This window comes from Rothia nasimurium (assembly GCF_928381415.1).
In the GTDB taxonomy this organism is placed as follows: domain Bacteria; phylum Actinomycetota; class Actinomycetes; order Actinomycetales; family Micrococcaceae; genus Rothia; species Rothia nasimurium_H.
In genome coordinates this window covers 219,923-242,320 of the sequence record NZ_CAKMSF010000001.1, presented here as the reverse complement: position 1 = coordinate 242,320, position 22,398 = coordinate 219,923, and the positions used below count along the sequence as shown (strand labels likewise).

20 protein-coding genes and 3 tRNA genes are annotated in these 22,398 nt (G+C 62.2%); 4 read left to right on the top strand and 19 right to left on the bottom strand.

Going from position 1 to position 22,398, the window contains the following annotated elements; genetic code table 11:
• Positions 1-68: 68 nt before the first annotated feature.
• From mnhG to L7A20_RS01125, 6 genes are read right to left on the bottom strand one after another with little or no spacing between them, the layout of a single operon-like run.
• Positions 69-425 carry a monovalent cation/H(+) antiporter subunit G gene (mnhG, locus tag L7A20_RS01150; protein ID WP_237222104.1) on the bottom strand — a complete coding sequence of 119 codons (357 nt, stop codon included), beginning with the start codon at positions 423-425 and terminating at the stop codon, positions 69-71.
• 3 nt (positions 426-428) lie between these two features.
• Positions 429-848, bottom strand: a complete 420-nt coding sequence (locus L7A20_RS12035) for a monovalent cation/H+ antiporter complex subunit F (protein ID WP_336603560.1) — start codon at positions 846-848, stop codon at positions 429-431.
• Positions 845-1,429 carry a Na+/H+ antiporter subunit E gene (locus L7A20_RS01140; protein WP_237222103.1) on the bottom strand — a complete coding sequence of 195 codons (585 nt, stop codon included), beginning with the start codon at positions 1,427-1,429 and terminating at the stop codon, positions 845-847. The genes L7A20_RS12035 and L7A20_RS01140 overlap by 4 nt, the downstream gene beginning before the upstream one ends.
• Positions 1,426-3,042: a Na+/H+ antiporter subunit D gene (locus L7A20_RS01135; protein ID WP_237222102.1), complete on the bottom strand. Its 1,617-nt coding sequence runs from the start codon at positions 3,040-3,042 to the stop codon at positions 1,426-1,428. The genes L7A20_RS01140 and L7A20_RS01135 overlap by 4 nt, the downstream gene beginning before the upstream one ends.
• Positions 3,043-3,045: 3 nt before the next feature.
• Positions 3,046-3,558, bottom strand: coding sequence for a Na(+)/H(+) antiporter subunit C (locus tag L7A20_RS01130; RefSeq protein WP_237222101.1), 513 nt, complete (start codon positions 3,556-3,558; stop codon positions 3,046-3,048).
• Positions 3,559-3,561: 3 nt separating this feature from the next.
• Positions 3,562-6,681, bottom strand: coding sequence for a Na+/H+ antiporter subunit A (locus L7A20_RS01125; protein WP_237222100.1), 3,120 nt, complete (start codon positions 6,679-6,681; stop codon positions 3,562-3,564).
• Positions 6,682-6,990: 309 nt separating this feature from the next.
• Between L7A20_RS01125 and L7A20_RS01120 the strand changes: the two genes are divergently transcribed.
• Entirely contained in the window at positions 6,991-8,337 is a 1,347-nt protein-coding gene (locus L7A20_RS01120) for a uracil-xanthine permease family protein (protein ID WP_237222099.1), read from the top strand.
• A 101-nt stretch (positions 8,338-8,438) separates the two neighbouring features.
• Here the strand turns inward: L7A20_RS01120 and L7A20_RS01115 are convergent, their stop codons facing one another.
• From L7A20_RS01115 to L7A20_RS01100, 4 genes are all read right to left on the bottom strand, one after another.
• Positions 8,439-9,239: a glycerophosphodiester phosphodiesterase family protein gene (locus L7A20_RS01115; protein WP_237222098.1), complete on the bottom strand. Its 801-nt coding sequence runs from the start codon at positions 9,237-9,239 to the stop codon at positions 8,439-8,441.
• Positions 9,240-9,267: 28 nt separating this feature from the next.
• Positions 9,268-10,101 (bottom strand): Cof-type HAD-IIB family hydrolase, encoded by an 834-nt coding sequence (locus L7A20_RS01110; RefSeq protein WP_237222097.1) that lies wholly within the window; start codon positions 10,099-10,101, stop codon positions 9,268-9,270.
• A 155-nt stretch (positions 10,102-10,256) separates the two neighbouring features.
• On the bottom strand, positions 10,257-10,781 hold the full coding sequence (locus L7A20_RS01105; RefSeq protein ID WP_237222096.1) for a YbhB/YbcL family Raf kinase inhibitor-like protein: 525 nt from the start codon (positions 10,779-10,781) through the stop codon (positions 10,257-10,259).
• Between the two features lie 121 nt (positions 10,782-10,902).
• Positions 10,903-11,853 (bottom strand): carbohydrate kinase family protein, encoded by a 951-nt coding sequence (locus L7A20_RS01100; protein ID WP_237222095.1) that lies wholly within the window; start codon positions 11,851-11,853, stop codon positions 10,903-10,905.
• Positions 11,854-12,074: 221 nt separating this feature from the next.
• On the opposite strand from L7A20_RS01100, the gene L7A20_RS01095 reads away from it, so the two are divergent.
• Positions 12,075-13,520: a glyceraldehyde-3-phosphate dehydrogenase gene (locus tag L7A20_RS01095; protein WP_237222094.1), complete on the top strand. Its 1,446-nt coding sequence runs from the start codon at positions 12,075-12,077 to the stop codon at positions 13,518-13,520.
• 166 nt (positions 13,521-13,686) lie between these two features.
• Here the strand turns inward: L7A20_RS01095 and L7A20_RS01090 are convergent, their stop codons facing one another.
• Genes L7A20_RS01090 through L7A20_RS01075 form a run of 4 tightly spaced genes read right to left on the bottom strand, consistent with a single transcriptional unit; the run spans position 13,687 to position 17,074 of the window.
• A complete protein-coding gene (locus tag L7A20_RS01090) occupies positions 13,687-14,613 on the bottom strand; it encodes an ABC transporter substrate-binding protein (RefSeq protein ID WP_237222093.1) in 927 nt (308 codons plus the stop codon).
• Positions 14,614-14,619: 6 nt separating this feature from the next.
• A complete protein-coding gene (locus L7A20_RS01085; protein WP_237222092.1) occupies positions 14,620-15,276 on the bottom strand; it encodes an ABC transporter permease in 657 nt (218 codons plus the stop codon).
• Positions 15,273-15,947, bottom strand: coding sequence for an ABC transporter permease (locus L7A20_RS01080; RefSeq protein ID WP_237187334.1), 675 nt, complete (start codon positions 15,945-15,947; stop codon positions 15,273-15,275). Before L7A20_RS01080 ends, L7A20_RS01085 begins: the two co-directional genes overlap by 4 nt.
• On the bottom strand, positions 15,944-17,074 hold the full coding sequence (locus tag L7A20_RS01075) for an ABC transporter ATP-binding protein (protein ID WP_272879198.1): 1,131 nt from the start codon (positions 17,072-17,074) through the stop codon (positions 15,944-15,946). Before L7A20_RS01075 ends, L7A20_RS01080 begins: the two co-directional genes overlap by 4 nt.
• 178 nt (positions 17,075-17,252) lie before the next feature.
• Between L7A20_RS01075 and L7A20_RS01070 the strand changes: the two genes are divergently transcribed.
• Positions 17,253-18,056, top strand: coding sequence for an exodeoxyribonuclease III (locus L7A20_RS01070; protein WP_237222091.1), 804 nt, complete (start codon positions 17,253-17,255; stop codon positions 18,054-18,056).
• Positions 18,057-18,151: 95 nt separating this feature from the next.
• Here the strand turns inward: L7A20_RS01070 and L7A20_RS01065 are convergent.
• The 5 genes from L7A20_RS01065 to L7A20_RS01045 all read right to left on the bottom strand — a co-directional run bounded on the left by L7A20_RS01065 (position 18,152) and on the right by L7A20_RS01045 (position 20,830).
• A tRNA-Phe gene (locus L7A20_RS01065) sits at positions 18,152-18,224 on the bottom strand.
• Positions 18,225-18,287: 63 nt separating this feature from the next.
• Positions 18,288-18,361: transfer RNA gene (locus L7A20_RS01060), tRNA-Asp, on the bottom strand.
• A gap of 51 nt (positions 18,362-18,412) precedes the next feature.
• Positions 18,413-18,485 (bottom strand) — tRNA-Glu (locus L7A20_RS01055).
• 377 nt (positions 18,486-18,862) lie between these two features.
• Positions 18,863-19,873, bottom strand: a complete 1,011-nt coding sequence (locus tag L7A20_RS01050; protein WP_237222090.1) for a universal stress protein — start codon at positions 19,871-19,873, stop codon at positions 18,863-18,865.
• Between the two features lie 297 nt (positions 19,874-20,170).
• Positions 20,171-20,830: an LGFP repeat-containing protein gene (locus L7A20_RS01045; protein ID WP_237222089.1), complete on the bottom strand. Its 660-nt coding sequence runs from the start codon at positions 20,828-20,830 to the stop codon at positions 20,171-20,173.
• A 191-nt stretch (positions 20,831-21,021) separates the two neighbouring features.
• On the opposite strand from L7A20_RS01045, the gene L7A20_RS01040 reads away from it, so the two are divergent.
• Complete coding sequence (locus L7A20_RS01040; protein WP_237222088.1) at positions 21,022-22,359, top strand: D-arabinono-1,4-lactone oxidase; 1,338 nt, start codon at positions 21,022-21,024, stop codon at positions 22,357-22,359.
• Positions 22,360-22,398 lie beyond the last annotated feature (39 nt).

Genomic DNA, 22,398 nt, shown 5'->3' with positions numbered 1-22,398 from the left:
GCGGTCCTTTTTTGGTTCTGCGGTCCCCTTGCGGGGTAGGGACGGACGGACGCCCCAGGCTAGGTTCGCTAGTTCCCCTCCACCTCATCGACCAGGGCACGCAGGTCGTCGTGGCGCAGGTCGTCCTTGCGGAAGTGCTTGTTGCGGTAGCCAGAGCGACCCATCATGTGCCCCGAGATGGGGATGGTGAGCATCTGCAGAAGCAGGATAACCAGCAGTACGGGCAGGAGCGCCAAGGAACGGAAGTGGAAGGCCACAGCCAGCAGCATGAGAATCATGCCGAAAACCTGGGGCTTAGTGCCCGAGTGCAGGCGGGTGAGCAGGTCGGGGAAGCGCACCAGGCCAATAGCGGCACCCAGCGACATGAGGGCACCCAGAATCATGCAGATGATGGTCAGGGCATCGAAAACGGTATCAAGATTCACGGTTTACTCCCCCAGGTCCTTGCTCGCTCGCACGGGGTGGGCACCATCGTGCCCCTGCTTATCGGTGTCCTCTGCCAGCTCCCCGGGGGCGTACTTGCTGCCCTTCTTGCGGGAGCGGCGGCGGGGGCGTCCTTCATTCAGACGGGAAACCGGAGTGCTCTCGTCCGCCTTGGAGTTATCGGCGAAGCGGGCCACGGTCACCGACCCCACGAAGCCGATCATGGCCAGGGCCACCAGCAGAATCAGGAAGAACTGGCTGTCGGTATAAATCATGAGCACGCAGAGCGCGGCCGTGAGAATTGAGAGCAGCACGTCGCTGGCGAGCACACGGTCTAGCAGGGCAGGGCCCTTCCAGACGCGGTAGACGGTGCCCCAGGTGGCTAGGGTCAGAATCAGGCCGGTGGCCCAGATAGCCCAGGTCATGCGTGCTCCTTTCGGCTGGCTGCGCGGTCGGCTTCTTCGTCCTGTTTGAGGGCGTCGTATTCTTCGCGGCTGCCGGCGGCCTTGATAATCAGGTCTTCAAAGTAGGCCACCTGGCGGGTGAACCGCTCGATTTCCTCCGGGGTGGAGGTGTTGAGCACGTGGAAGTAGAGCACCGACAGGGAGCGATCCACTTCAACCACCACGGAGCCGGGAATCAGCGACATGGTGTGCGAAACGGCGGTCAGTAGCAGGTCAGAGCGGGTGCGTAGCTGTACGGCCACTACCGAGTTACGCAGGGGCGGACGGAAGGTGGCAGCTAGCCACATGACCTCAATCGATGCTTTGGCGATGTTCCAGAAGAGCTCCACCACAAACCTCGCCGCGTAGAAGATGTTGAAGCGGTTCGACAGGTAGAGGGTTGGCAGCCGGAAGACCGACATGGTCAGGGCCGCCAGCACCGCGCCGAAGGCGATGAAACGCAGGGAGAAGTCCTGCCAGAGGGCGCACCAGACAAAGACCAGCCAGAGGAAGGGCGGGATAGCGTGAATCAGGCTCTCGTGTGAGAGGTTGGGCTTTTTCACTGGTTCACCTCCTGGGAGTTGTTATCGACGATTTGCTGTTCGAGGTACTCGGCCCGGCTGGGGGCGTCGGGGCCAAAGACCGAGCTGATGTAGACGTCGGGGTTGAAGAGGTTGTCGGAGGCGTTATCTGCCAGCTGGAAGAGGGGGCCTGAGAAGAGGGTGATCAGCACACCCACCACGACCAGGGAGACGGTGGAGGCCATCATGGACGCCGGAATCGGCTTGGTCTCGTAATGGGCGGGGTCGTCGGAGTGCTCGGCCATGACCAGTTCGGGGGTGGGTTCTTCGGCTTCCTTGGCGGGGCGCCAGAAGGCCTTGTTCCAGACACGGGCCAGGGCCAGCAGGGTCAGCAGGGAGACCAGGACGCCCACGCCCGCGTTGATGTAGGCCAGGGCGCTACCGTTCTCTACGGACGCCTCGATAAAGCCGACCTTACCGATAAAGCCGGAGAAGGGCGGGATACCGCCGAGGTTGATGGCGGGAATGAAGTAGAGCAGGGCCAGGACGGGGGCAGTCTTCATCAGGCCGCCCAAACGGCGCACGTTGGTTGAGCCGGCCCGGCGTTCTACGAGGCCAACCACCATGAAGAGGCCGGTCTGAATCACGATGTGGTGGGCGATGTAGAAGACCACGGTGGTCAGACCCAGCTCGTTACCCAGCGAGATACCCCAGATCATGTAGCCGATGTGGCTAATCAGGATGAAGGAGAGCAGACGCTTGATATCGCCCTGGGCCAGGGCACCTAAGATGCCCACGAACAGGGTCAGACCTGCCACGACCCCCAGAAGCGTATCCAGGCGTCCTTCGGGGAAAAGCAGGGTTTCGGTACGGATAATCGCGTACACACCCACCTTGGTAAGCAAGCCCGCGAACACGGCGGTCACGGGCGCCGGGGCTGTGGGGTAGGAGTCAGGTAGCCAGAGGGAGAGCGGGAAGACCGCAGCCTTGATACCGAAAGCAATCAGCAGCATGAGGTGCAGCTGCATCTGGGTGCCCTCGGGCAGGGTACCCAGCTTCAGTGACAGGTCAGCCATATTGATGGTGCCCACCGAGGCATAGACAAAGCCGATAGCGGTGAGGAAGAGCATGGATGAGACAACCGAAACCACCACGTAGGTCACGCCCGCCCGGATACGCGGGGTGTTAGCGTTCATGGTGATCAGCACGTAGGAGGCCATGAGCAGGATCTCAAAGCCCACGTAGAGGTTGAAGAGATCTCCCGCCAAGAAGGCGTTAGAGACGCCCGCCAGCAGCAGCAGGTAGGTGGGGTAGAAGACCGAGATGGGTACTTCGTCGTCCTCGTCCTGCAGGTTCTGACCGGTGGCAAAGACCAGCACCGCCAGGGAGATGGTCGAGGAGACCACCAGCATGAGGGCTGAGAGCTGGTCAACCACCATGGTGATACCGAAGGGGGCCTCCCAACCTGCCAGGTGCACGGTCTGGGGCGTTGCGTCCCACACTGCGGCCAGCAGTAGACCCTCAAACACCAGGGTAATAGCTACCGCGGCGAAGGCAATGACGCGCTGCACGCTGTCCTTCTTCGAAATGAAGGTAATGGCGGCGGCCAGGAAGAGAATGATGATGCAGAGGGGGGCGAGCTGGGCAATATCCACGGGCTAGTCCCCCTTCCTTGACACGGTCTGTTGGGCGCTTGTCTGGCTAATTTTCTTCTTCTCTTCTGCTTCGTTGAACTCTTTTTCGCGGGTCGCTTCGTCGGCGTCGAATTCAGAAGAATCGAACTCGGCGGCGGCGTCTTCTTCCTTATCGAAGGCGTCCTGCTCCGCCACGCGAATATCTTCGGCGTCGTCGGTAATTTCATCGGCCTTAGAGAGCAGCCAGGAGCGGTAGATAATACCCAGAATCAGGGCGGTCACCGCGCAGGAGATCACGATAGCGGTCAGAATCAGGGCCTGCGGGAGCGGGTCGGAGTAGTCTTCAGCGGCAATGTCTTTGCTGTAGAAGGGGGCCAGACCCGCAGGGCCGCCCGCGTGCAGAATCAGGATGTTGGTCGCGTTGGTCATGAGCATGAGGCCCAGGAGCACGCGGGTCATGGAGCGGTCAAGAATGAGGTAGACCCCCACGGCGTAAAGCACGCCCATGACCAGGATCAGACTGAGGTCAATAATCATGGTTTATGCCTTTCGTGCCTTGTCGCGGGCCTGCTTTTCTTTCTTACGGCGCTCGGCAACCAGCTTGAGGTCGATGCGTTCACCCAGGCTGCGCAGGATGTCGAGCACCAGACCGACGACCAGCAGGTAGACGCCGATATCGAAGATGGTGGCGGTGACGAAGTGGACGTCGCCAAAGACCGGCAGCCAGAAGTCCAGCACGTAGCTGGAGAAGATGGGGTCGCCCCATAGGGCCGGAGCCAGGGCGTAGAGGGTGGCAATGCCCAGGCCAGCGCCCAGGAAGGTGCCGGCGGAGAAGGGGGACGCCGCCCGCAGCTCCGCGCCGCCACCGGCCAGGTAGCGCACGGCGAAGGCCAGGCCCACCATCAGGCCGCCTGCGAAACCGCCGCCGGGCAGGTTGTGGCCGGCAATCAGCATGTAGAAGGAGACGATGATGAGGGTGTGGAAGAGCAGGCGGGTCATAACCTCCAGCAGAATCGAGCGGGACTCGGGGGGCAGGGTACGACCTGCCACGATGAAGGGGTCGCGCTCTACCGATGAGAACTGGCCGGCCACGCGCTGGGCCACAGTGATCTGGGTGCGCTTGGCGAAGGAGCTCTCGATTTTCTTCATGGCCTGGGTGTCGAGCCTGCGCGCGGACGCTGAGTCGGCGCGTCCTTCGATGAAGAGCAGGGAGGCAACGCCGGTAGCTGCCAGAGCCAGCACCGAGATTTCGCCGAAGGTGTCCCAGCCACGCATATCGACCAGGGTCACGTTGACCACGTTGTAGCCGTGGCCAATTTCGTAGGCCAGGCGGGGCATCTCGAGCGAGATGGGGTCGAGGGAGCGGGACGAGAAGGTGAACATGGCCAGGGCCATCATCAGGGCCGAGAAGCCCAGGGCGATGATGACGCGCAGGGTCTTATGGGCCCCGTCCTTGCCGTCCTTGGAACGGATGCGGGGAATCTGGCGGGGTAGCACACGCATAGCCAGCACGAAGGCCACCAGCACAATGGTTTCAACCAGCAGCTGGGTGGTCGCCAGGTCGGGGGCGCTGCGCAGGGCGAAGAGAATAGCCATGCCGTAGCCGGTCACCGAGACCATCATGATGGCCAAGAAGCGCTTGCGCACGAAGACCACGACCAGGGCCGCCACGATCATGACCACGGCGATAGCCCACTGGGCCGGGGACTCAGACACGCGCACGTTAGCCAGCGGCGGGGTTTCGTTGACGAAGAGGGCCGCGAAGGGCACCACCACCGCGGTAATCAGAATGACGCCCAGGTAGAAGCCCAGGGAGCCTCGCTGGGTCATACCGGTGACCCACACGGCCAGGCGATCCAGCGCGTCAATCACGTCGCGGTAGACGATAGATGCGCTGGGGGCCGAGGGCAGAATACCCTGCAGCTCTTCAATCTGCTTGCGGAAGATAAAGAGCAGGGCGCCGATGGCCATGATGACCAGGGAGGTCAGCAGGGCGGGGGTGACGCCGTGCCACAGGGCCAGGTGGAGCTCAAGTTCGGCGGCAGTTTCGGGGAATGCCTTCAGGAAGGGTTTGACGAAGAGGTGCACCGGCTCGGGGTAAAGGCCGTAGACAAGGGTCAGGACGGTCAGCACCGCCGGGGCAAAGAGGAAGGTAAAGGAGACCGGGTGGAAGGCCGTATCGGGGCTGAGCTTCTGGCCGCGGCGGTTGCGGGCCAGGGCCCGGGTGTTGATATCGATATCGCCGTTGTCGACCTCTTCGAAGTCTGCAGTGCCCTTTTCTACGCGGCAGTACTTGACGCCTTCCTTGTGCATGTAGGCGTAAGGCTTGACGGCAAAGGCACCCCAGACAAAGCGGGCTGAGTAGGCGAAAGTGAGAATAGAGCCCAGGACGATGGCGATCAGGGTGGTTGCCCCCTGCCAGCCGGTGGTGTGGGAGAGGTAGGTTTCGAGTACCGCTTCCTTGGCCACAAAGCCGGCCAGGGGCGGAATACCCGCCATGGAGGCCGCTGAGATGGTGGCGACGGTAGCCAGCTTAGGGGCGCGGCGGTAGATACCCGAGAGCTTGTGGATGTCGCGGGTGCCGGACTGGTGGTCGATAATACCGACCGAGAGGAAGAGGGTTGCCTTGAACAGGGAGTGAGCCACCATGAGCGCCATAGCCGCGTAGATGGCGTCCGGAGTTCCCCCGGAGATCACCAGGGCCAGGAAGCCCAGCTGCGAGACGGTACCGTAGGCCAGAATTAGCTTGAGGTCGGTCTGCTTGAGGGCGGCCCAGCCGCCGAACACCATGGTGAAGGCGCCGAAGATAATCAGGACGTTCTGCCAGATTGCCACCTCGCCGTAGCCGGGAGCCAGGCGCAGCAGAATGTAGATACCGGCCTTGACCATCGCCGCCGCGTGCAGGTAGGCAGAAACGGGTGTGGGAGCAGCCATAGCCCCGGGTAGCCAGAAGTGCAGAGGGAAGATAGCTGACTTAGAGAGCGCACCGCAGAGAATCAGAACGAGGGCAGCGGAGAGAAGACCGTAGCTGAGGGGGCCGTGACCACCCTGGGCGGCGGCAAGGACGCTCGGGCCCCGCTCCACGAGTTCGGCCAGAGAGTAGGTGCCCAGGCTGTAGCCCAGCATGACGATACCGACCAGCATGGCCAGGCCACCAGCGGTGGTGACCGTGAGGGCCTGCAGGGCGGAACGGCGGGCTGAGAGGCGGTGGCGGGAATAGCCGATGAGCAGGTAGGAGAGAATGGTGGTGATTTCCCAGAAGATGAACAAGAGAATGAAGTCATCTGCGGTAATCAGACCGAACATAGCACCGGCAAAGCCGAAGAGGTAGGCCGCGAACTGGCCGTTATCGCCGGTGGAGTGCTTGAAGTAGCTGGCGCAGTAGAAAAGCACCAGGGAGCCTACACCCAGGACCAGCAGGCTCATGACCCACGAGAGGGTGTCCATGCGGAAGGTGAGCGCCATGTCCAGCTCGGGAATCCACTGGTAGCTCTCGCTCCAGGGAGTGCCGCCAAGAATCTGGCCGGTTTTAGTCAGCACCAGGGCGAGCACGGCAGCTGGAATAGCGGCCAGCAGGTAGAAGGTTGAGGTGCCCATGCGGCGGTAAAGCCAGGGGGTCACTATGGACACAAGCAGGAAAAGCGCAAGAACTGTGGTCACGTATCGGCCCTTAGGGTCGGCGGCGGTAGGAGCCGTCACCCGCGGGGCAAGGACGGCAAGACTCTCTCCTTTTAAAGAGTAGGCATACTTAGTTTACCTGTCGATGACCCCGGTCTCATAGAGCCTGTAATATTTCATTTATTTCTGTGCGGTTCGCACGGTGCAAACCCTGATACATATTTTGAGTTGGTCTGCGCTACGCAGAATCTCAGCCAACATCACACATACCCGCTGAAACCACAGCCGTCCGCGCACCTCTTCCACGGCGTAAAATAAGGACGATTTACCCACACACTGCGAAAGCATCTCATGTCTAACGGTTCCCAGCCCGAAAAGGGCTCCCAGCTTGGCCTCGCCTGGTCCCTGCACGGCGACGGCAAGAACATCACCCCCGGCGGGGTCGTCCGCCCCCTCGAACGCCTCACCTGGGGCCGCACCATCGGCATCGGCGCCCAACACGTCGTTGCCATGTTCGGTGCGACCTTCCTGGTGCCCCTGCTGACCGGCTTCCCACCGGCCACCACCCTCTTCTTCTCGGGTATCGGCACCATGCTCTTCCTGCTGATCACCGCAGGACGCGTGCCCTCCTACCTGGGGTCGTCCTTCGCCTTCATCGCACCCCTGGCAGCGGCCACCAACCAGTACGGACCCGGCGGCGCCCTGGGCGGTATCGTCATGGCAGGTGTCTCCCTGTTCATTGTTGGCCTGATTGTTCAGGTCGCCGGAACCGGCTGGCTAACCAAGCTCATGCCCCCGGTCGTCACCGGCTCCATCGTGGCGCTGATTGGCTTCAACCTGGCACCGTCCGCCAAGAACAACTTCATGGAAGCGCCCGTTACCGCCCTGGTAACCCTGAGCTCCATCATCCTGATTTCTGTACTCTTCAAGGGCATGATTGGCCGCTTGTCGATCCTGCTGGGCGTTATTATCGGCTACATCACCGCCGTACTGCGCGGCGAGGTTGACTTCACCACCATCGAAAAGACCTGGGCTGAGCAGGGCCTCATTGGCCTGCCCCACTTCCAGCACCCCGAATTCCACTGGAACCTGGCCGGCCTCTTCATTCCCGTCATTCTGGTGCTGGTTGCTGAGAACATCGGTCACGTGAAGTCCGTTGCCCTCATGACCGGGGATAATCTCGACAAGTACTCCGGCCGCGCCCTCATGGCGGACGGCCTTGCCACCACCCTAGCCGGTACCGGCGGCGGTTCGGGTACCACCACCTACGCCGAAAACATCGGTGTTATGGCGGCAACCAAGGTCTACTCCACCGCCGCCTATTGGGTCGCTGCGATTTTCGCCGTCCTGCTCTCGATCTTCCCAGTTTTTGGTGCCGCTGTGGCGTCTGTGCCTGCCGGTGTGCTGGGCGGCGCTGCCACCGTACTGTACGGCATGATTGGCATGCTGGGTGTGCGTATCTGGGTTGAGAACCGCGTGGACTTCTCAAACCAGGTCAACCTGACCGCCGCGTCTGTGGCCCTGATTGTGGGTATTGCTGACTACACCTGGGATATTGGCGACCTACAGTTCGCCGGTATTGCCCTGGGTACTGCCGCAACCCTGGTGGTTTACCACCTGATGGCGGCGCTCAATAAGGCTTCCAAGGCCCACCCCGAGCCGCTGACCCCGACCGAGGCTAAGGGAGACGTCCACTAGCCTCTCCCCTGCCCCGGAGCGCTTACAAGGGGACCAGATTTCCAAAAAGGGACCGCATATTATGCGGTCCCTTTTTGATTTTGCGGTCCCCTTGTTGCTGTTTAGGAAGCGAGGACGCCCGCGAGCAGGTCGCTGCGGTTGGTGACGATTCCGTCAACCCCCAGGGCTATCAGTTCCCGCATGGTGCGTTCATCGTCGATCGTCCACACGTGCACCTCCACTCCCGCGCGGCGGGCAGCTGCCAGCAGTTTACGGTCCACAATACGCAGGCGGCGGCCAGCTACCCGGTGATAGGCAGGGACCTGTACCGCATCAAAGGGCAGCATAAACTTGCCAGTTAGCGGCTTCAAAACACCCCACAGGCTAGGGTGTATGCGTGATAAGACATAAAAGAAAGTAAATGCGGGCTGTGAGGCGCTCAGGGGAATCTGCACCCCTAGATTCTGGGCCGCCCGTTGCGCCTGCCGCAGGCGGCGCTCCGAAAAGGACGCCAGTCGCACCCGTTCTACCGCACCGGCAGCTACCAGCACCCGCGCAACCTCGGCCGCCGAGCCGGCGTCCTTCAGGTCAATGTTGAAGCGGGTCTCGGGGAAGGCCTCGAGCATGTCGCGCAGGCGAGAAATCCGACCGCCGCCCACCAGGCTCAGGTCGCGCAGCTGATCCCAGGTCATCTCAGCCACCCGGCCCGGGCGGCCCACCAAACGATTGAGGGTGGGGTCGTGAAAGACCAGAACCTGGCCGTCCGCAGTGGTATTCACATCGGTCTCAAGCCAGTGCGCTCCGGCAGCCAGTGCACTGCGGAAGGCACCCTCGGTGTTTTCAGCCTGCCCTACAGCGAGCCCCCGGTGGGCATAAATCTGGGTACGGGCAGGTGAAGACGATGAAAATGCGTGTGAAGGCATAAGAACCAGTATATTACCGGTCAGTAACTTAGGCCTGGCGACCCTCGCGTTCAGTCAGCATGCGCTCGATAATCTGGGCAACGCCGTCCTCTTCAAACCCCGGGCAGATACGCCCCACCCGGTCTTTGAGTTCCGGCAGGCCCGAGGCCATCACATAGCCGTGGCCCGCCCAGTCCAGCATCTCAAAGTCATTGGGCATATCACCAAAAGCCGCCACCTCATCGGGGGCAATGCCCAGCGAAGCTGCGAAGTCAGCCAGAACCCGACCCTTATTCAGCCCCCGCTGCGCAATTTCCACCAGGGGCTGGTAGGGGGCAGAGCGCGTTACAGATACCCGCTCCCCCACGATCTCTTGCACGCGGACCAGCAGGTCGGCAGGTACCGCGTCATCCCGGAACAGCAGGTACTTAACAACCTCAGCCTCGGGCACCAGTATCTCTTCCAGCCGCCCCTCAACCACCTTGCTGGTATCTTCCTGCACGTGCGGGTCATAGGTTCCCTGCACGTAGACATGCTCCAGGGTCTCCGCGATATAGAGAGCTCCCGGGAAAGCCTGCTCCAACTCGGCGTGCAGGGCCAAAGTTTCAGCCCCGCTGATAGTACGGGTGGCAACCACCTGCAAACGGGCAATATCGAACGTCACCGCACCGTTAGAGCAGAAGGCAAAAGAGTTCTCGCCGTTCCACTCCTCGCCCAGCTGCTCCAGCACGGGAGCCAACCAGCGCAAGGGGCGGCCGGTCACAAAGACGATACGGACGCCAGCATCCGCCGCCGCGTGCAGGGCCTGCAGGGTGCGGGGGCGGAACCTGAAATCACTCCCGATGAGGGTGCCGTCCAGGTCGCTGGCAATCAGTTTAATCATGCTTTACATTCTAGAGGCTTGCTAGAAAGATTCCGCAGACTCACGCTCGCTGCCGACCCTCTCGCTGGTTCGCTGACGCTCACAAGCGATTCACGCCAGCCGCCGAGCCAGCAGCTTCGCTGTGAGTCTGCTTCATCTATCTTTAGGCAAGCCCTCTAGTTCTCTTCTTCGTAGGTCGCCGTTAAGAAGGCTCGGGCGACGCCGTGGAAGAAGAGGTTGAAGTTGACCACGGCGGGGCTGGCGTTTTCGTCGATGTCGAGTTTTTCCACGTCAACGGCGGTGACGCAGAAGATGTAGCGGTGGGGGCCATGGCCAGCGGGTGGGGCTGCGCCGACGAAACCGCGGGTACCGCCGTCGTTGAGATGCCCCAGGGCCCCTTCGGGCAGGTTTTCGGCGGCGCCGGTGGCCAGTTCGGTGACCGAGGCGGGGATGTTAGAGACCGCCCAGTGCCAGAAGCCTGAGGGGGTGGGGGCGTCCGGGTCAAAGCAGGTCACCACAAAGGACTTGGTTTCTGCGGGGAAGCCGCTCCAGGAGAGCTGGGGCGAGACGTCCTCACCGCCTGCTCCCATGATGCCGGAGACCTGGGCGCGGGGCAGGGTCTCGCCTTCGCTGATATCGGCGGACGTCAGCGTAAAGGTGGGTAGGTCGGGCAGGTCTGCGTAGGGGTCGCGGTTGAGCATGGGGGCTTCATCCTCCTTGATTGGCTGTGACCATGTACTACCCAGTCTACTGACTATCACCCCTGCCGAAAAGGGACCTGAAAATCAAAAAAGGACCGCGTATTATGCGGTCCTTTTGAAGTTATGCGGTCCCCTCGGAGTAGAGAACGGCATTCAGTTCCTCACGGGTGGGCGGGTTCGCACCCGCGCGAGAGACGGTGATGCCGGCAGCAACCGCTGCGAAAGCCAGGATCTCCTTGAGGTCGTCCTTGCTCAATAGCTCAATAGCGGCGCGGGCGCCCTTGCCCTTGATGTCGCGGTCAAGCAGAGCCGCGATGAGGGCTGCCATGAGGGAGTCACCTGCACCCACGGTATCGGCAACCTCTACCCGGTAGGCGGGCAGGGCGATGCCGTCGGGCGAGGTCTTGCGGGTGATAGCCCAGGGGCCCATCTCGCCTCGGGTTACAACCACCAGGGAGGCCCCCAGCTCCAGCCAGGCCCGAGCTGATTCTTCCAGGGTGCGGTTGGGGTAGAGCCACAGAAGGTCCTCGTCAGAAGCCTTCACCACGTCCGAGTGACGCACGATGCTCTCAGCCCAGGCGCGCGCTTCTGCAGCGTCGGGCACGATGGAGGGGCGGCAGTTGGGGTCGTAAGAAATCAGGGCGTGGGGGGCTGCCTGCTTGACGGTGTTGAGCACAGCGGACGCACCGGGCTCTAGCATGGCACCGATAGACCCCACGTGCACTGCGGTGGCGTTCTTGCCCACCTCGTCGAGCGCCGCCTGGGCAGCGTCGAGTGACCAGTCGATATCGAACTCGTACTCAGCGGCGCCGGTTTCGCCAATAGTTGCCTGGGCAACGGAGGTCTTTTTGGCGTCAGCACCGACAGGGAGCAGGACGCCCGAGGCGCGCAGGTGCGCGTCGATAAGTTCACCGTAGGCGTCCTTGCCGTAGCGGCCAATGAACTGGGCCTCGTGGCCCAGACGGGAGACGCCAACGGCAACGTTCATGGGGGAACCGCCGGGGTGGGCGTGGGATTCGGCGCCGGGGCGCTGGACAACATCTACGAGGGCTTCGCCAATGACAGTGAGCATGCCCTTATTTTACCGGTTGTGGCCCTGACCTCAGATAAGTTTCGCGTCACAAACTCCACATGTGAGACAACAAACTATAAACTTAGGTCTGTAGTGCCCACCAGCTCGTCGTGCCCGTGCATGAATCGGGGTGTGGGCCGCCAGTCACCAGCTACCAGCGCACCGCCGCGCTGCTAACCGATGAGTTCAATGACGCTACTCATCGAGGAAGAGGTCACACCATGACTATTTCTGCCGACAACGCTCACGAGCAGTGGCTTGCCTCTGAGGCTGAAGCCGAAGCTATGATCCCCCTGATTGGCAAGCTGAATCGAGAGAACAATGTGGTTGTCTCTATTCACGGCCACAGCCTGATCAACAAGTCTGTTATCCAGATTTTGAAGGCCCACCGTTTTGCCCGTCAGATTGATGACGTTGAGCTGAACCCGGCTGATTCCCTGAAGATCCTTGAAATTGTGAGCACCCTTGACCTGGGTGCCTGCTCGCTGGGTCTGGCCAGCCTGCAGCGCAAGTTTGAGGCTTCTGGCGCCGGTGATCTTGAGGCCTGGCTGAAGGAAGAACTGGCTCCCGTTGTCGGCAAGAAGGGCCAGATTGAAGCTGCCTCGCAGGACGTCGTGCTCTACGGCTTCGGTCGTATCGGCCGCCTGCTGGCTCGTATCCTGCTGGAGCGCTCCACCGGCGCCGGCCCCAAGCTCCGCGCGGTTGTTGTTCGTAAGAACACCGACAACGACCTCTACAAGCGCGCCTCCCTGCTGCGCCGCGACTCCGTCCACGGCGCTTTCAAGGGCACCATCCGCGTGGACGAAGAGAACTCCACCATCATCGCCAACGGCACCCCCATCAAGTTCATCTACGCCTCTGACCCGGCCGAAGTCGACTACACCGCCCACGGCATTGAGAACGCTATCGTGGTCGATAACACCGGCCGCTGGCGCGACAAGGACGGCCTCTCCCGCCACCTACAGGCCAAGGGGGCAGCGCGCGTCCTGCTCACCGCTCCCGGCAAGGGCGTAAAGAACATCGTCTGCGGCGTCAACGACGACATCATCGAAGATAGCGACACAGTACTGTCAGCGGCCTCCTGCACCACCAACGCCATCACCCCCGTACTGGCCGTCATGGACGAGGTCTTCGGGGTCAAGCGTGGCCACGTTGAGACCGTCCACTCCTTCACTAACGACCAGAACCTGATTGATAACTTCCACAAGGGAGATCGCCGCGGCCGCTCCGCTGCCCTGAACATGGTCATTACCGAGACCGGCGCCGCTAAGGCAGTGTCTAAGGCCCTGCCCCAGCTGGAGGGCAAGCTGACCGGTAACGCCATCCGCGTTCCCACCCCCGATGTGTCTATGGCTATTTTGAGCCTTCAGCTTGAGAAGCCCGTCGGCTCTAAGGAAGAGCTCAACAACCTGCTGCGCGAGCGCTCCCTGCGCTCCAACCTGCGCCGCCAGATTGACTACACCGACTCACACGAGGTCGTGTCAACCGACTTCGTGGGCTCCCGCGCCGCCGGTGTAGTGGACGGTCTGGCCACCATCACCTCCGGTGACGATAACGCCATTCTCTACGTCTGGTACGACAACGAGTTCGGCTACTCCTGCCAGGTAATTCGCGTGCTTGAGACCATGATCGGCGGCAAGCTGCAGAGCTTCCCCGCAGCGATCTAAGAGCGCGGACGCCCGCCGTACGTTCGGAGGGGGCAGGGGCATAGGCTACGAGCCAGCTGGCTCGGGGCTGGCGTGAATCGTGACGAGCCGCCAGGCGAGGAGCGAGAGGGTCGCTGGCGGTAGCCTATGCCCCTGCCCTTTTTGCAGCACGGTGTTGAGTTACGATTTACGCGAAGTTCTCGCTCACCCAGTCCCCCGCGGCGGTGGCGGGGGCTGCTTTTTCGGCGCCGGAGACGCGCGTGTTCAGCTCAATCAGGGTCTCGGTGGTGAGCAGGGCAGATACCTCGTCGAGGACGCGGGCGGCTGCTACCGAGACCTGGCGGGTGTTGATAACGGGTAGTACCTGCTGGGCCAGGATCATGTTTTTGGGGTCTTCAAGCACCACGAAGTTGTTGGCAGTGATGGCGGGGTCGGTGGAGAAGAGGTCCACGATGTCGACGGTGCCGTCGGCCAGGGCTGAGACGGTGAGCGGGCCGCCGCCGTCGTTGATGGGTTCGAAGGACGCCGGGGTGAAGCTGTAGAGGCGCTCTAGGCCGGGCAGGCCGTAGGCTCTTTCCGCGAATTCCGGGGGTGCTCCTAGGCTGAGCTGGCCGCTGAGGGCGGTGAGGTCGTCGAGGCTGGTCAGACCGTGTTCTTCGGCGGTAGCGGCGGTGACGACCAGGGAGTCCTTGTTCTCTGCCTGCGAGGCTGCCAGAACGCCCAGCTCGTCGGGCAGGGCGGCGGGGAGGGCCTGCACGATGTCTTGGGAGGTGACGGCTGTAGTCTCTGCGTCGAAGTAGAGCAGGAGGTTGCCGGAGTAGTCGGGCACCACCGAGACGGTGCCCTCGCGGAGGGCCCCTAGGTAGGCTTCGCGGGCGCCAATGGCGGGGCTGGTGGTGGCGTCTAGGCCGCGGGCTCGCAGGGCTGCGGCGTAGATTTCGGCGATAATTTGTGATTCGGTGAAGTCGGCTGAGCCTACGGTAATGGTGCCGGTGGTGCTCCCGCTGCCAAAGGCGGTGGAGCCGTCAAGGCCGCAGGCGGAAAGGCCTAGAGCCCCGGCGGCGAGTCCTGCCCCGGTGAAGAGGGAGCGTCGGGTGAGGCGGGGTGATGTCATGGGTGTTTACCTTAGTCCGGGGTAGGTGAGGGCTCTTTGTACAAGGGCAAGTAGAGCATCGACGATGAGGGCGAGGGCTGCAACGAGTAGGACGGCCGCGACCATGCGGGTGTAGTCGCGCACCGCCAGCCCATCGATGAGGTAGCGCCCCAGCCCGCCAAGGTTGATGTAGGCAACCACGGTGACGGTTGCGATAATTTGCAGCACCGCGTTACGGATGCCACCGAAAATGAGGGGCAGGGCCACGGGAATTTCTACCCGGGTGAGCACCTGCCAGCCGGTCATACCCTGGGCGCGGGCGGCGTCCTTAATAACGGGATCTACAGCCGCGATACCGGCGTAGGTGCCCGCCAGGAGCGGGGCGATCGCCAGTATGACGAGGGCAAGCGCAGGGGCGGTCAACCCCAGTCCCAGCCAGAGAGCGAAGAGAGTGAGCAGGCCCAGGGTGGGCAGGGCTCGCAGGGCACCGGTAAGAGCGACGACCAGGTTCTGCCCCTTGCCGGTATGCCCCACCCAGGCACCGAGCGGCAGGGCGATAGCCGCCGCGACCAGCAGCACCAGGCCGGAGTAGGCCAGGTGCTCGCCAAGACGCTGCCAGATACCGCCGGTGCCCACCCAGGCGCCGGGGGCGGTGAACCAGGCCCAGACGTCCTGAAAAATCATGGGTTCCTCCAACGGGTGAGCGCGGCGCCGACCAGGGCCAGCAGGCGGTCGAGCACGAGGGCAAGGACGAGGGTGAGCAGGATTCCGGTGATGATTTCAGCCGGTAGGTCCCGGCGCAGGCCGTCGGTGAAGAGGGTGCCGAGGGACTGGATGCCAATAACAGCGCCCACCGACACCATAGAAATATTCGAGACCAGGGCAACGCGTAAACCGGCGATCATGACGGGTAGCGACAGGGGTAGCTCAACCTGCCAGAAGCGGCGCAGCGGGGTGTAGCCCACGGCTGTGGCAGCTTCGAGGGTGATGGGTGAGACCGATTCGAAGGCATCCACGGCGCTGCGCACCATCATGGCTACCACGTAGATAGTCAGCGCCACGTAGACGTTGAGCGGGGAAGTAATGGAGGTGCCCAGCACCAGGGGCATGAGCACGAAAAGCGCTAGTGAGGGCACGGTGTAGAGCAGGGCAGCGCCGTTGACGACCGCCCCTTTACGCACCCGGCCGGCGGTTGTGTAGGCCTCGGTGGAGCGCCCGTCTGCCCGCCGTCCCAGCGCCAGGCGGGCCAGTGGCAGGGCAAGGACGAAGCCCACCAGCACAGGTATGACCGATTGCGCCAGGTGCAGGGCGGTGAGCTGCCCGATATAGGGCAGGTTGGCTAGAAACCAGTTCATGCGGACGCCCCGCTACCGGGGGTCTCGTCGGTGGACTCTCGACCCCTGTCGGCCCCGTTAGGACGGGCCCAGGGGGCTTCCAGGCCGTAGCGCAGGTAGCGCTCCTGCCGGGTTGCTTCGAGCACGTTATCGGCCTCCAGCAGGCCCAGGGCCAGGCCCTGCTCGTCCACCGCCACACCCCAGCCGGAGGGAGAAGAGAGTACCGAATCCAGGGCATCACGCAGGGTTCCACCCTGCACGAAGAGGGAACCACCGGGCAGGTGCCTGCCGCCGGTGACCCAGCCGTCGGGGCGTCCGTCCGCTAGTCTCAGCTGCCAGCCCTCGGCCTCAGCGGCCTGCAGGGGGCGGACGGCCACGTTCCCCGCCCCGGCAAAGGTCAGGCGGCGCATGCCGCGGTCGCGCCCCACAAAAGAAGCAACGTAATCACAGGCCGGGGCCCGCAAAATCTCTTCGGGAGTGCCGAACTGGGCGATAGTACCGCCGGGGGCAAAGACGGCGATGTAGTCCCCCAGGAGCACAGCCTCATCGATATCGTGGGTAACGAAGACGATGGTGCGCTGGAGCTTCTGCTGCAGGTCGAGAAGACTCTGTTGCAGGTCAGCCCGCACCACGGGGTCGATGGCGCTAAAGGGCTCGTCCATGAGCAAAATATCTGATTGCCCCGCCAGGGCTCTAGCCACGCCCACTCGCTGGGCCTGGCCACCCGATAGCTGGGCCGGGTACTTACTGGCAGATGCGCGGTCCAGGCCCACCGTGTCGAGAAGTTCTAGGGCCTCGGCACGGGCCTGCTTCTTAGACACCCCTTTGAGACGGGGCACGGTAGTGATGTTATCGAGCACGCTCTGGTGGGGCATGAGCCCCGCCTGCTGCAGCACATAACCCATAGAGCGGCGCAGCTCGTGGGCTGGTCGAGAAGTGTTGGCTTCTCCCCGCACCAGAATCTCCCCGCCGGTATGTTCTACCATGCGGTTAATCATGCGCAGGGAGGTCGTTTTACCGCAGCCCGAGGGGCCCACAAAAACCGTGATGCTCCCCCGAGGAATACTGAGGTTAAGGTTGTCTACTACCACCGTGTCACCGTATTTCTTGGTGACAGACCGGAATTCAATAGCGGGGGCCGCTGCCATACATGCTCTTTCGTTTGAGGTGGGGCGGGTTTTGCTTCAGCAACCTAACGCCCACGAATCCCAGCCTATTCCAGGCAGTTCTTAAACAGCAAGTACCCTGTCATAAATGCAGATGCCCTGCTTAAAGTGACAGGCATCTGCACTTTTAAGGGGGCAGGTGGGTTGCTAGGCTAGTGACATGAAAATTGCTACCTGGAACGTGAACTCTATCCGTGCCCGCGCTGACCGCGTGGAAGACTGGCTAGAGCGCAGCGACGTAGACGTCCTAGCTATCCAAGAAACCAAGGCCACCGACGAGACCTTCCCCTACGAGATTTTTGAGTACTCGGGCTATGAGGTGGCCCATTTTGGGCTGTCACAGTGGAACGGGGTGGCGCTGGCCTCCCGGGTGGGGCTTGAGGACATTCAGCGCACCTTCACCAACCAGCCGGCTTTTGGCAAGCCGGGTGAGGACGCCGTCGTTGAGGCCCGCGCAATCGGGGCCACCTGCGGCGGGGTTCGGGTCTGGAGCCTCTACGTGCCCAACGGTCGCGGTATCGATGACCCACATATGCCCTATAAGCTGGCCTGGCTTGAGGAGCTCCGCAAGGACGCCGCCAGCTGGCTAGCGCAGGACCCCGCAGCCCAGTTTGCCCTGGTGGGAGACTTTAATATTGCCCCGCTCGATGAGGATGTATGGGATATCGACTTCTTTAGGGAAAACCAGATGACTCACGTGACCGAGCCTGAGCGGGCGGCCTTTAGGGCTTTTCTTAAAGAGCCTTTGGGGCTGGTTGATGTGGCTCGTGAGCATACCACCGTGCCCTACACCTACTGGGACTACACCAAGCTACGCTTCCCCAAGAACGAGGGGATGCGCATTGATTTTCAGCTCTACTCCCCCGTGCTGGCCCAGCGGGTTGTGGGCGCCGAAATTGACCCCGAAGAACGTAAGGGCAAGGGCGCTTCAGACCACGCCCCGGTGATTGTTGAGATTAACTAAAAACAGCCCCGGCCTATGAACCCACAGGCTGGGGCTGTTTTTTGTTTTAAAACAAAAAACCCACTCTCATGTAGAAGCCTAGAGAGTGGATTTCGTGGCTCCGACCGGCGTCGATCCGGTGACCTTACGATTTTCAGTCGCACGCTCTACCAACTGAGCTACAGAGCCAGGCATACCCTTAGATATGCCACAACCGCGTCTTCCCACAAGTGAGAACTTACGCGGTCGGAGCGACCCCGACGGGACTTGAACCCGCGACCTCCGGCGTGACAGGCCGGCGCGCTAACCAACTGCGCTACGGGGCCATACGCAAGAACCGAAGTTCTTACATGGCCGTGAAACCAAAGGTTTCACAGTACCCCCAACGGGATTTGAACCCGTGTTACCGCCGTGAAAGGGCGGCGTCCTAGGCCGCTAGACGATAGGGGCTAGTTCGCTGTATCGTGACCGGCTTTGTTTCCTCAGCCCGTCGCTCGAACAAGTAATACATTACGCGAGTTCAAACAGGCGCGCAAATCGAAAACTGCCCATTCGGGACATTTTGGGTCAAAAGCTGGGTGCCCTGCACCACAAAATTCACGCAAAAGTAACCGGCAATACACATAAACAACCTAGCCAGAACCGATATTGCCGCATCAAGCGTCCGTACCAAAAATTTTTTGAACTTTTTTAAAAAAGACGGCAGGATAGCGCCGTCGGAGCCCTTTTCAGCCTGAAAAGGAGCTTCGGCGGGAGCTATCCTGCCTTGTCTTACAACCAGCCTACTCCTTGCGAGAGAAGCTGACTAGAGTGCTTTTACGTTTTGGCTAGCCCCAGGTAACGCCGGCATCGGGGGCCTGATCGATGCGGGGGTCATCGAGCTGGGGAACAATCATGACCGGCACCTGAGTGTTGTGCAGGATGCCCTGGGAGGTGGAGCCCAACAACATACCGGCGATACCGCCACGGCCACGGGTACCGACCACAATCAGGTCAGCTGCCTTACCCGCCTCTAGCAGTACCTGAACGGGTGAGCCGTCAATGAGCTTGAATTCGATTTCCAGGTTGGGGAAGTAGCCGCGAATCCATTCAGCGGCCTTGCGCTGCAAATCAGCAATTTCGCGGTAGAGGGCCTCAAAGTCCACAGCGGCAGGCACCCAGTTGAGCGCACCGGTGTAGGGAGCCAGGGCGTTGACCAGGGTGAGCTTGACGCCGCGGCGGGAAGCTTCGTCGGCTGCCTGCATCATGGCCAGGCGGGCCTCGTCGGAGCCGTCCGAACCAACAACCACAGACTGGCCGCCGCCCAGAATGCCGGGGTCAGCTTCAATCTTCTCGGCATAGGACTGGGGAACTGCCACGGTGGGGCAGTGAGAGTGGGCAGGCAGGGAGGTAGAAACAGTGCCCAGCAGGCGTCCCAGGAAGCCGCCGTGAGAGCGGGAACCTACCACCATCAGCTCAGCCTTCTTGGAGAGTTCCAGGAGGACGGCGGTAGCGTCGCCGGTCTCGACCGTAGCGCGAAGTTCAACGCTGGTTTCGCCCACGCGGGAGTGAGCTTCGTCGAGAATCTGGGCCACACCGTCGGTCAGGGCCTGCTCGTCAACCATGGAGTAGCCTGCGTCGAAACCGGTACCGGTGAAGACGGGCAGGGAGTAGGCAGTGACCATGCGGACGGGCACCTTGCGGACTTCAGCCTCGTGTACGGCCCAGCGCAGGGCACCGTAGCTCTGTTCGGAACCGTCGATACCGACGATGATTTCGCCGGCTGCGTTGGCCACTTCTGCGATGTCGTTGCGGGCAGCTACTGCTTTTTCACCGAAGGTGAGAGCGTGTTCGGTCATGGTCATCTCCTTAGATTCATGATGACCCCGCTCTGCCAGCCGGGTTGCCGGCGCTGCTGCCGGGGCCTACTTCTAGTTTAGTCCTCCCCTCGTGAGCAGCGTGACTTATTTCGCCTCATTACCGCACTTATTCATTTTTGAACTACGCGGCGCGAGGACGCCGCACCCCACTCCCCTGCCGCTGGGCAGGGGAGTGGGGTGGCGGCGTCCTTGCGCCAACGAGCGTGCGTTATATCGCTGAGCGTGCAGTAGCCATGCGCACGCTCGGCGATACGGCGCACGCTCGCTGAGAAACACCTAGCCCAGGGAGCTAAACACAGCGCCGGAGGCGGTCACCGTGAGTACGCCCTGTTCGGTGTACAGCACTGAGGCATCCCCTACCTGCTGCACCTCAGCCACCGGGAAGCCAAAGGCATCTACAGCGCCCTGGGCATTGAAGTAATCGCCCGCCGGGGTTCCGGACTCAACAAAATGGGCGCCGGTAGCCTCAGACCAGAAGACGTTACCGCTAGCCAAGCCCGGCTGGGCGAAGCTCTGACGCACGCCGCTGCCCACCGGCTGCTCATCGGTCACAGGAATCAGGTTGTACAGGGCAGAGCCGTCACCCACCGTCACCGCGCCAAAACGCCACAGGTCATAGATAGCACCGTGCACAGCATGGGTGCCCGTTACCTCGTTATAGAAAACAGCCCCGCGGGTAAAGTTCTGTCCCATAAAACCGGGGGCACCAGGAGTACCGGGAGCAATAAAACCCTCATCGGTGGGAGCACCCAGCCAGGCGTAATCTTCAGGAGCCCAGGGCAGGGTACCGGTGCTTGAGCTGGTGACCAGCGACGGCTGCTCCGCGGTACCGGCCTCGCTGGCCTGGGCGGGAGCAAGCCCCGTGAGCGTCAGCGCCCCGAGGGCGAGCGCAGCCGAACCGCAACGGGCAAAAATACGGAGTGAAGAGTTGTTCATGGTGTTGTACCTTCCTTTCTCCAGTACTTCCACCCCATCACAGCCGCCCTGGCCCGGGCAAGCGAAAACAGGCAGGTTGATCGAATTGTGAGCCAACTGTTACCAAGCTGTGACCGGCCGCCCAGACTCTCAGCCAGCGCCCACCTCTTCGTGGGAAAATAGGCATGTACGAGCAAGAATCGAGGTAGATTATGGCCGATACCCCGCAGACAAGCCCCTTGTGGAGCACCTGGGCCCGCCAACACACCACCCAGCCCACAGGCGTCCTTGCGCCCCGTTCGGTGCCTGAGCTGCAAAAGCAGGTTAAGGACGCCGCCGCGGCAGGTAGCCGAGTCAAGGTAGTGGGGCGGGGGCGCAGCGCGTCCGCCATTGGGCAGCCGGTCGGCACCATGCTGACCCTGGAGCACCTCACCGGCCTGGTGCGGGTGGACCCCGATAACCTCACCGCCACCTTCCTGGCGGGCACCACCGTGCGCGAGGCCAACCGCCTGCTGGGCCACTACAACCTGGCCTTCACCAACCTGGGGCGGCTCGACGAGCAGACCCTGGCCGGGGCAATTTCTACCGGCTTCCACGGCACCGGCCTGAGCTACGGTATCTTTGCCACCCAGGTTGCCGAGCTCAAACTGGTGGACGCCACCGGCACCTTACTCACCTGCTCGCCCCAGCAGAACCCGGAAATTTTCTCAGCGGCCCTCTGCGGCCTGGGCGCCCTGGGCATCATCGTAGAGCTGACCTTTAACGTGGTGCCCCAGTTCCGCCTGCACGCGGCTGAGCGCGGGCACACCTACGAGAGCATCGTGCACTCTTTTGAAGACCGCTCCCGCGGGGCTGACCACTACGAATTTAGCTGGTTTCCGGGCTCCGGCGAGGTGCGCACCCGCAGACTCACCCGCCTGGCCCTGCTCACCGACGGCTACATGCCCGCCAGCGCTGCCCTGAGCCAGGCCCGGCGCTACGGCGGCGACTATCTGCTCAACAACGGGGTATTCTCGGCGCTCAGCTACGCCGGGGCTAAGGTGCCTGCGGCGCAGCCGACGCTGAACAGGGTAGCCAACTGGGCTAAGGGCAACCGCCGCTACGCCGACTACTCGGCCCGCGTTTTCACTATTCACCGCACCGTGCGGCAAAACAATATGGAATACGCATTCGATATGTCGCAGTTTGCCGACGTCATGCGCGATGTGCGCGCCCACCTGGCGTCCTACCGTAGCCAGATGGCCTACCCCCTGGTCGTGCGCACCGCTGCCGCCGACGACATCTGGCTTTCGCAGGCCTACGGGCGGGAGACCTTCTATGTCTCGGCACGCGCCTACTGGCGTCAGCCCCACGCCGAGCTCTTCAGGGTGTTAGAAGGGGTTTTCAAGGAGCACGGCGGACGCCCCCACTGGGGTCAGTTCCACACCCAGGACGCGGACGCCCTCGCCCAGCTCTACCCCCGTTTCAACGACTTCGTGGAGCTGCGCGAAGAGCTAGACCCGTCGGGCCTCTTCCTCAACCCCTACCTGGACTGGGTGCTCATGCGGTAGGGGCGGCGGACATCCGCACTGGTCCGCGCTTCTGTACGC

What these genes read in the sequence shown, in the direction of transcription:
- L7A20_RS12035 (WP_336603560.1), bottom strand. Translation starts at nt 848, where the DNA reads ATGACCTGGGCTATCTGGGCCACCGGCCTGATTCTGACCCTAGCCACC.
- L7A20_RS01130 (WP_237222101.1), bottom strand. Translation starts at nt 3,558, where the DNA reads ATGATTATTGACCTCAGTCTGATCCTGGTCATGGGCGTGCTTTACGCC.
- L7A20_RS01120 (WP_237222099.1), top strand. Translation starts at nt 6,991, where the DNA reads ATGTCTAACGGTTCCCAGCCCGAAAAGGGCTCCCAGCTTGGCCTCGCC.
- L7A20_RS01115 (WP_237222098.1), bottom strand. Translation starts at nt 9,239, where the DNA reads ATGCCTTCACACGCATTTTCATCGTCTTCACCTGCCCGTACCCAGATT.
- L7A20_RS01110 (WP_237222097.1), bottom strand. Translation starts at nt 10,101, where the DNA reads ATGATTAAACTGATTGCCAGCGACCTGGACGGCACCCTCATCGGGAGT.
- L7A20_RS01105 (WP_237222096.1), bottom strand. Translation starts at nt 10,781, where the DNA reads ATGCTCAACCGCGACCCCTACGCAGACCTGCCCGACCTACCCACCTTT.
- L7A20_RS01100 (WP_237222095.1), bottom strand. Translation starts at nt 11,853, where the DNA reads ATGCTCACTGTCATTGGCGAAGCCCTCGTAGATGTTGTCCAGCGCCCC.
- L7A20_RS01095 (WP_237222094.1), top strand. Translation starts at nt 12,075, where the DNA reads ATGACTATTTCTGCCGACAACGCTCACGAGCAGTGGCTTGCCTCTGAG.
- L7A20_RS01090 (WP_237222093.1), bottom strand. Translation starts at nt 14,613, where the DNA reads ATGACATCACCCCGCCTCACCCGACGCTCCCTCTTCACCGGGGCAGGA.
- L7A20_RS01085 (WP_237222092.1), bottom strand. Translation starts at nt 15,276, where the DNA reads ATGATTTTTCAGGACGTCTGGGCCTGGTTCACCGCCCCCGGCGCCTGG.
- L7A20_RS01080 (WP_237187334.1), bottom strand. Translation starts at nt 15,947, where the DNA reads ATGAACTGGTTTCTAGCCAACCTGCCCTATATCGGGCAGCTCACCGCC.
- L7A20_RS01075 (WP_272879198.1), bottom strand. Translation starts at nt 17,074, where the DNA reads ATGGCAGCGGCCCCCGCTATTGAATTCCGGTCTGTCACCAAGAAATAC.
- L7A20_RS01070 (WP_237222091.1), top strand. Translation starts at nt 17,253, where the DNA reads ATGAAAATTGCTACCTGGAACGTGAACTCTATCCGTGCCCGCGCTGAC.
- L7A20_RS01050 (WP_237222090.1), bottom strand. Translation starts at nt 19,873, where the DNA reads ATGACCGAACACGCTCTCACCTTCGGTGAAAAAGCAGTAGCTGCCCGC.
- L7A20_RS01045 (WP_237222089.1), bottom strand. Translation starts at nt 20,830, where the DNA reads ATGAACAACTCTTCACTCCGTATTTTTGCCCGTTGCGGTTCGGCTGCG.
- L7A20_RS01040 (WP_237222088.1), top strand. Translation starts at nt 21,022, where the DNA reads ATGGCCGATACCCCGCAGACAAGCCCCTTGTGGAGCACCTGGGCCCGC.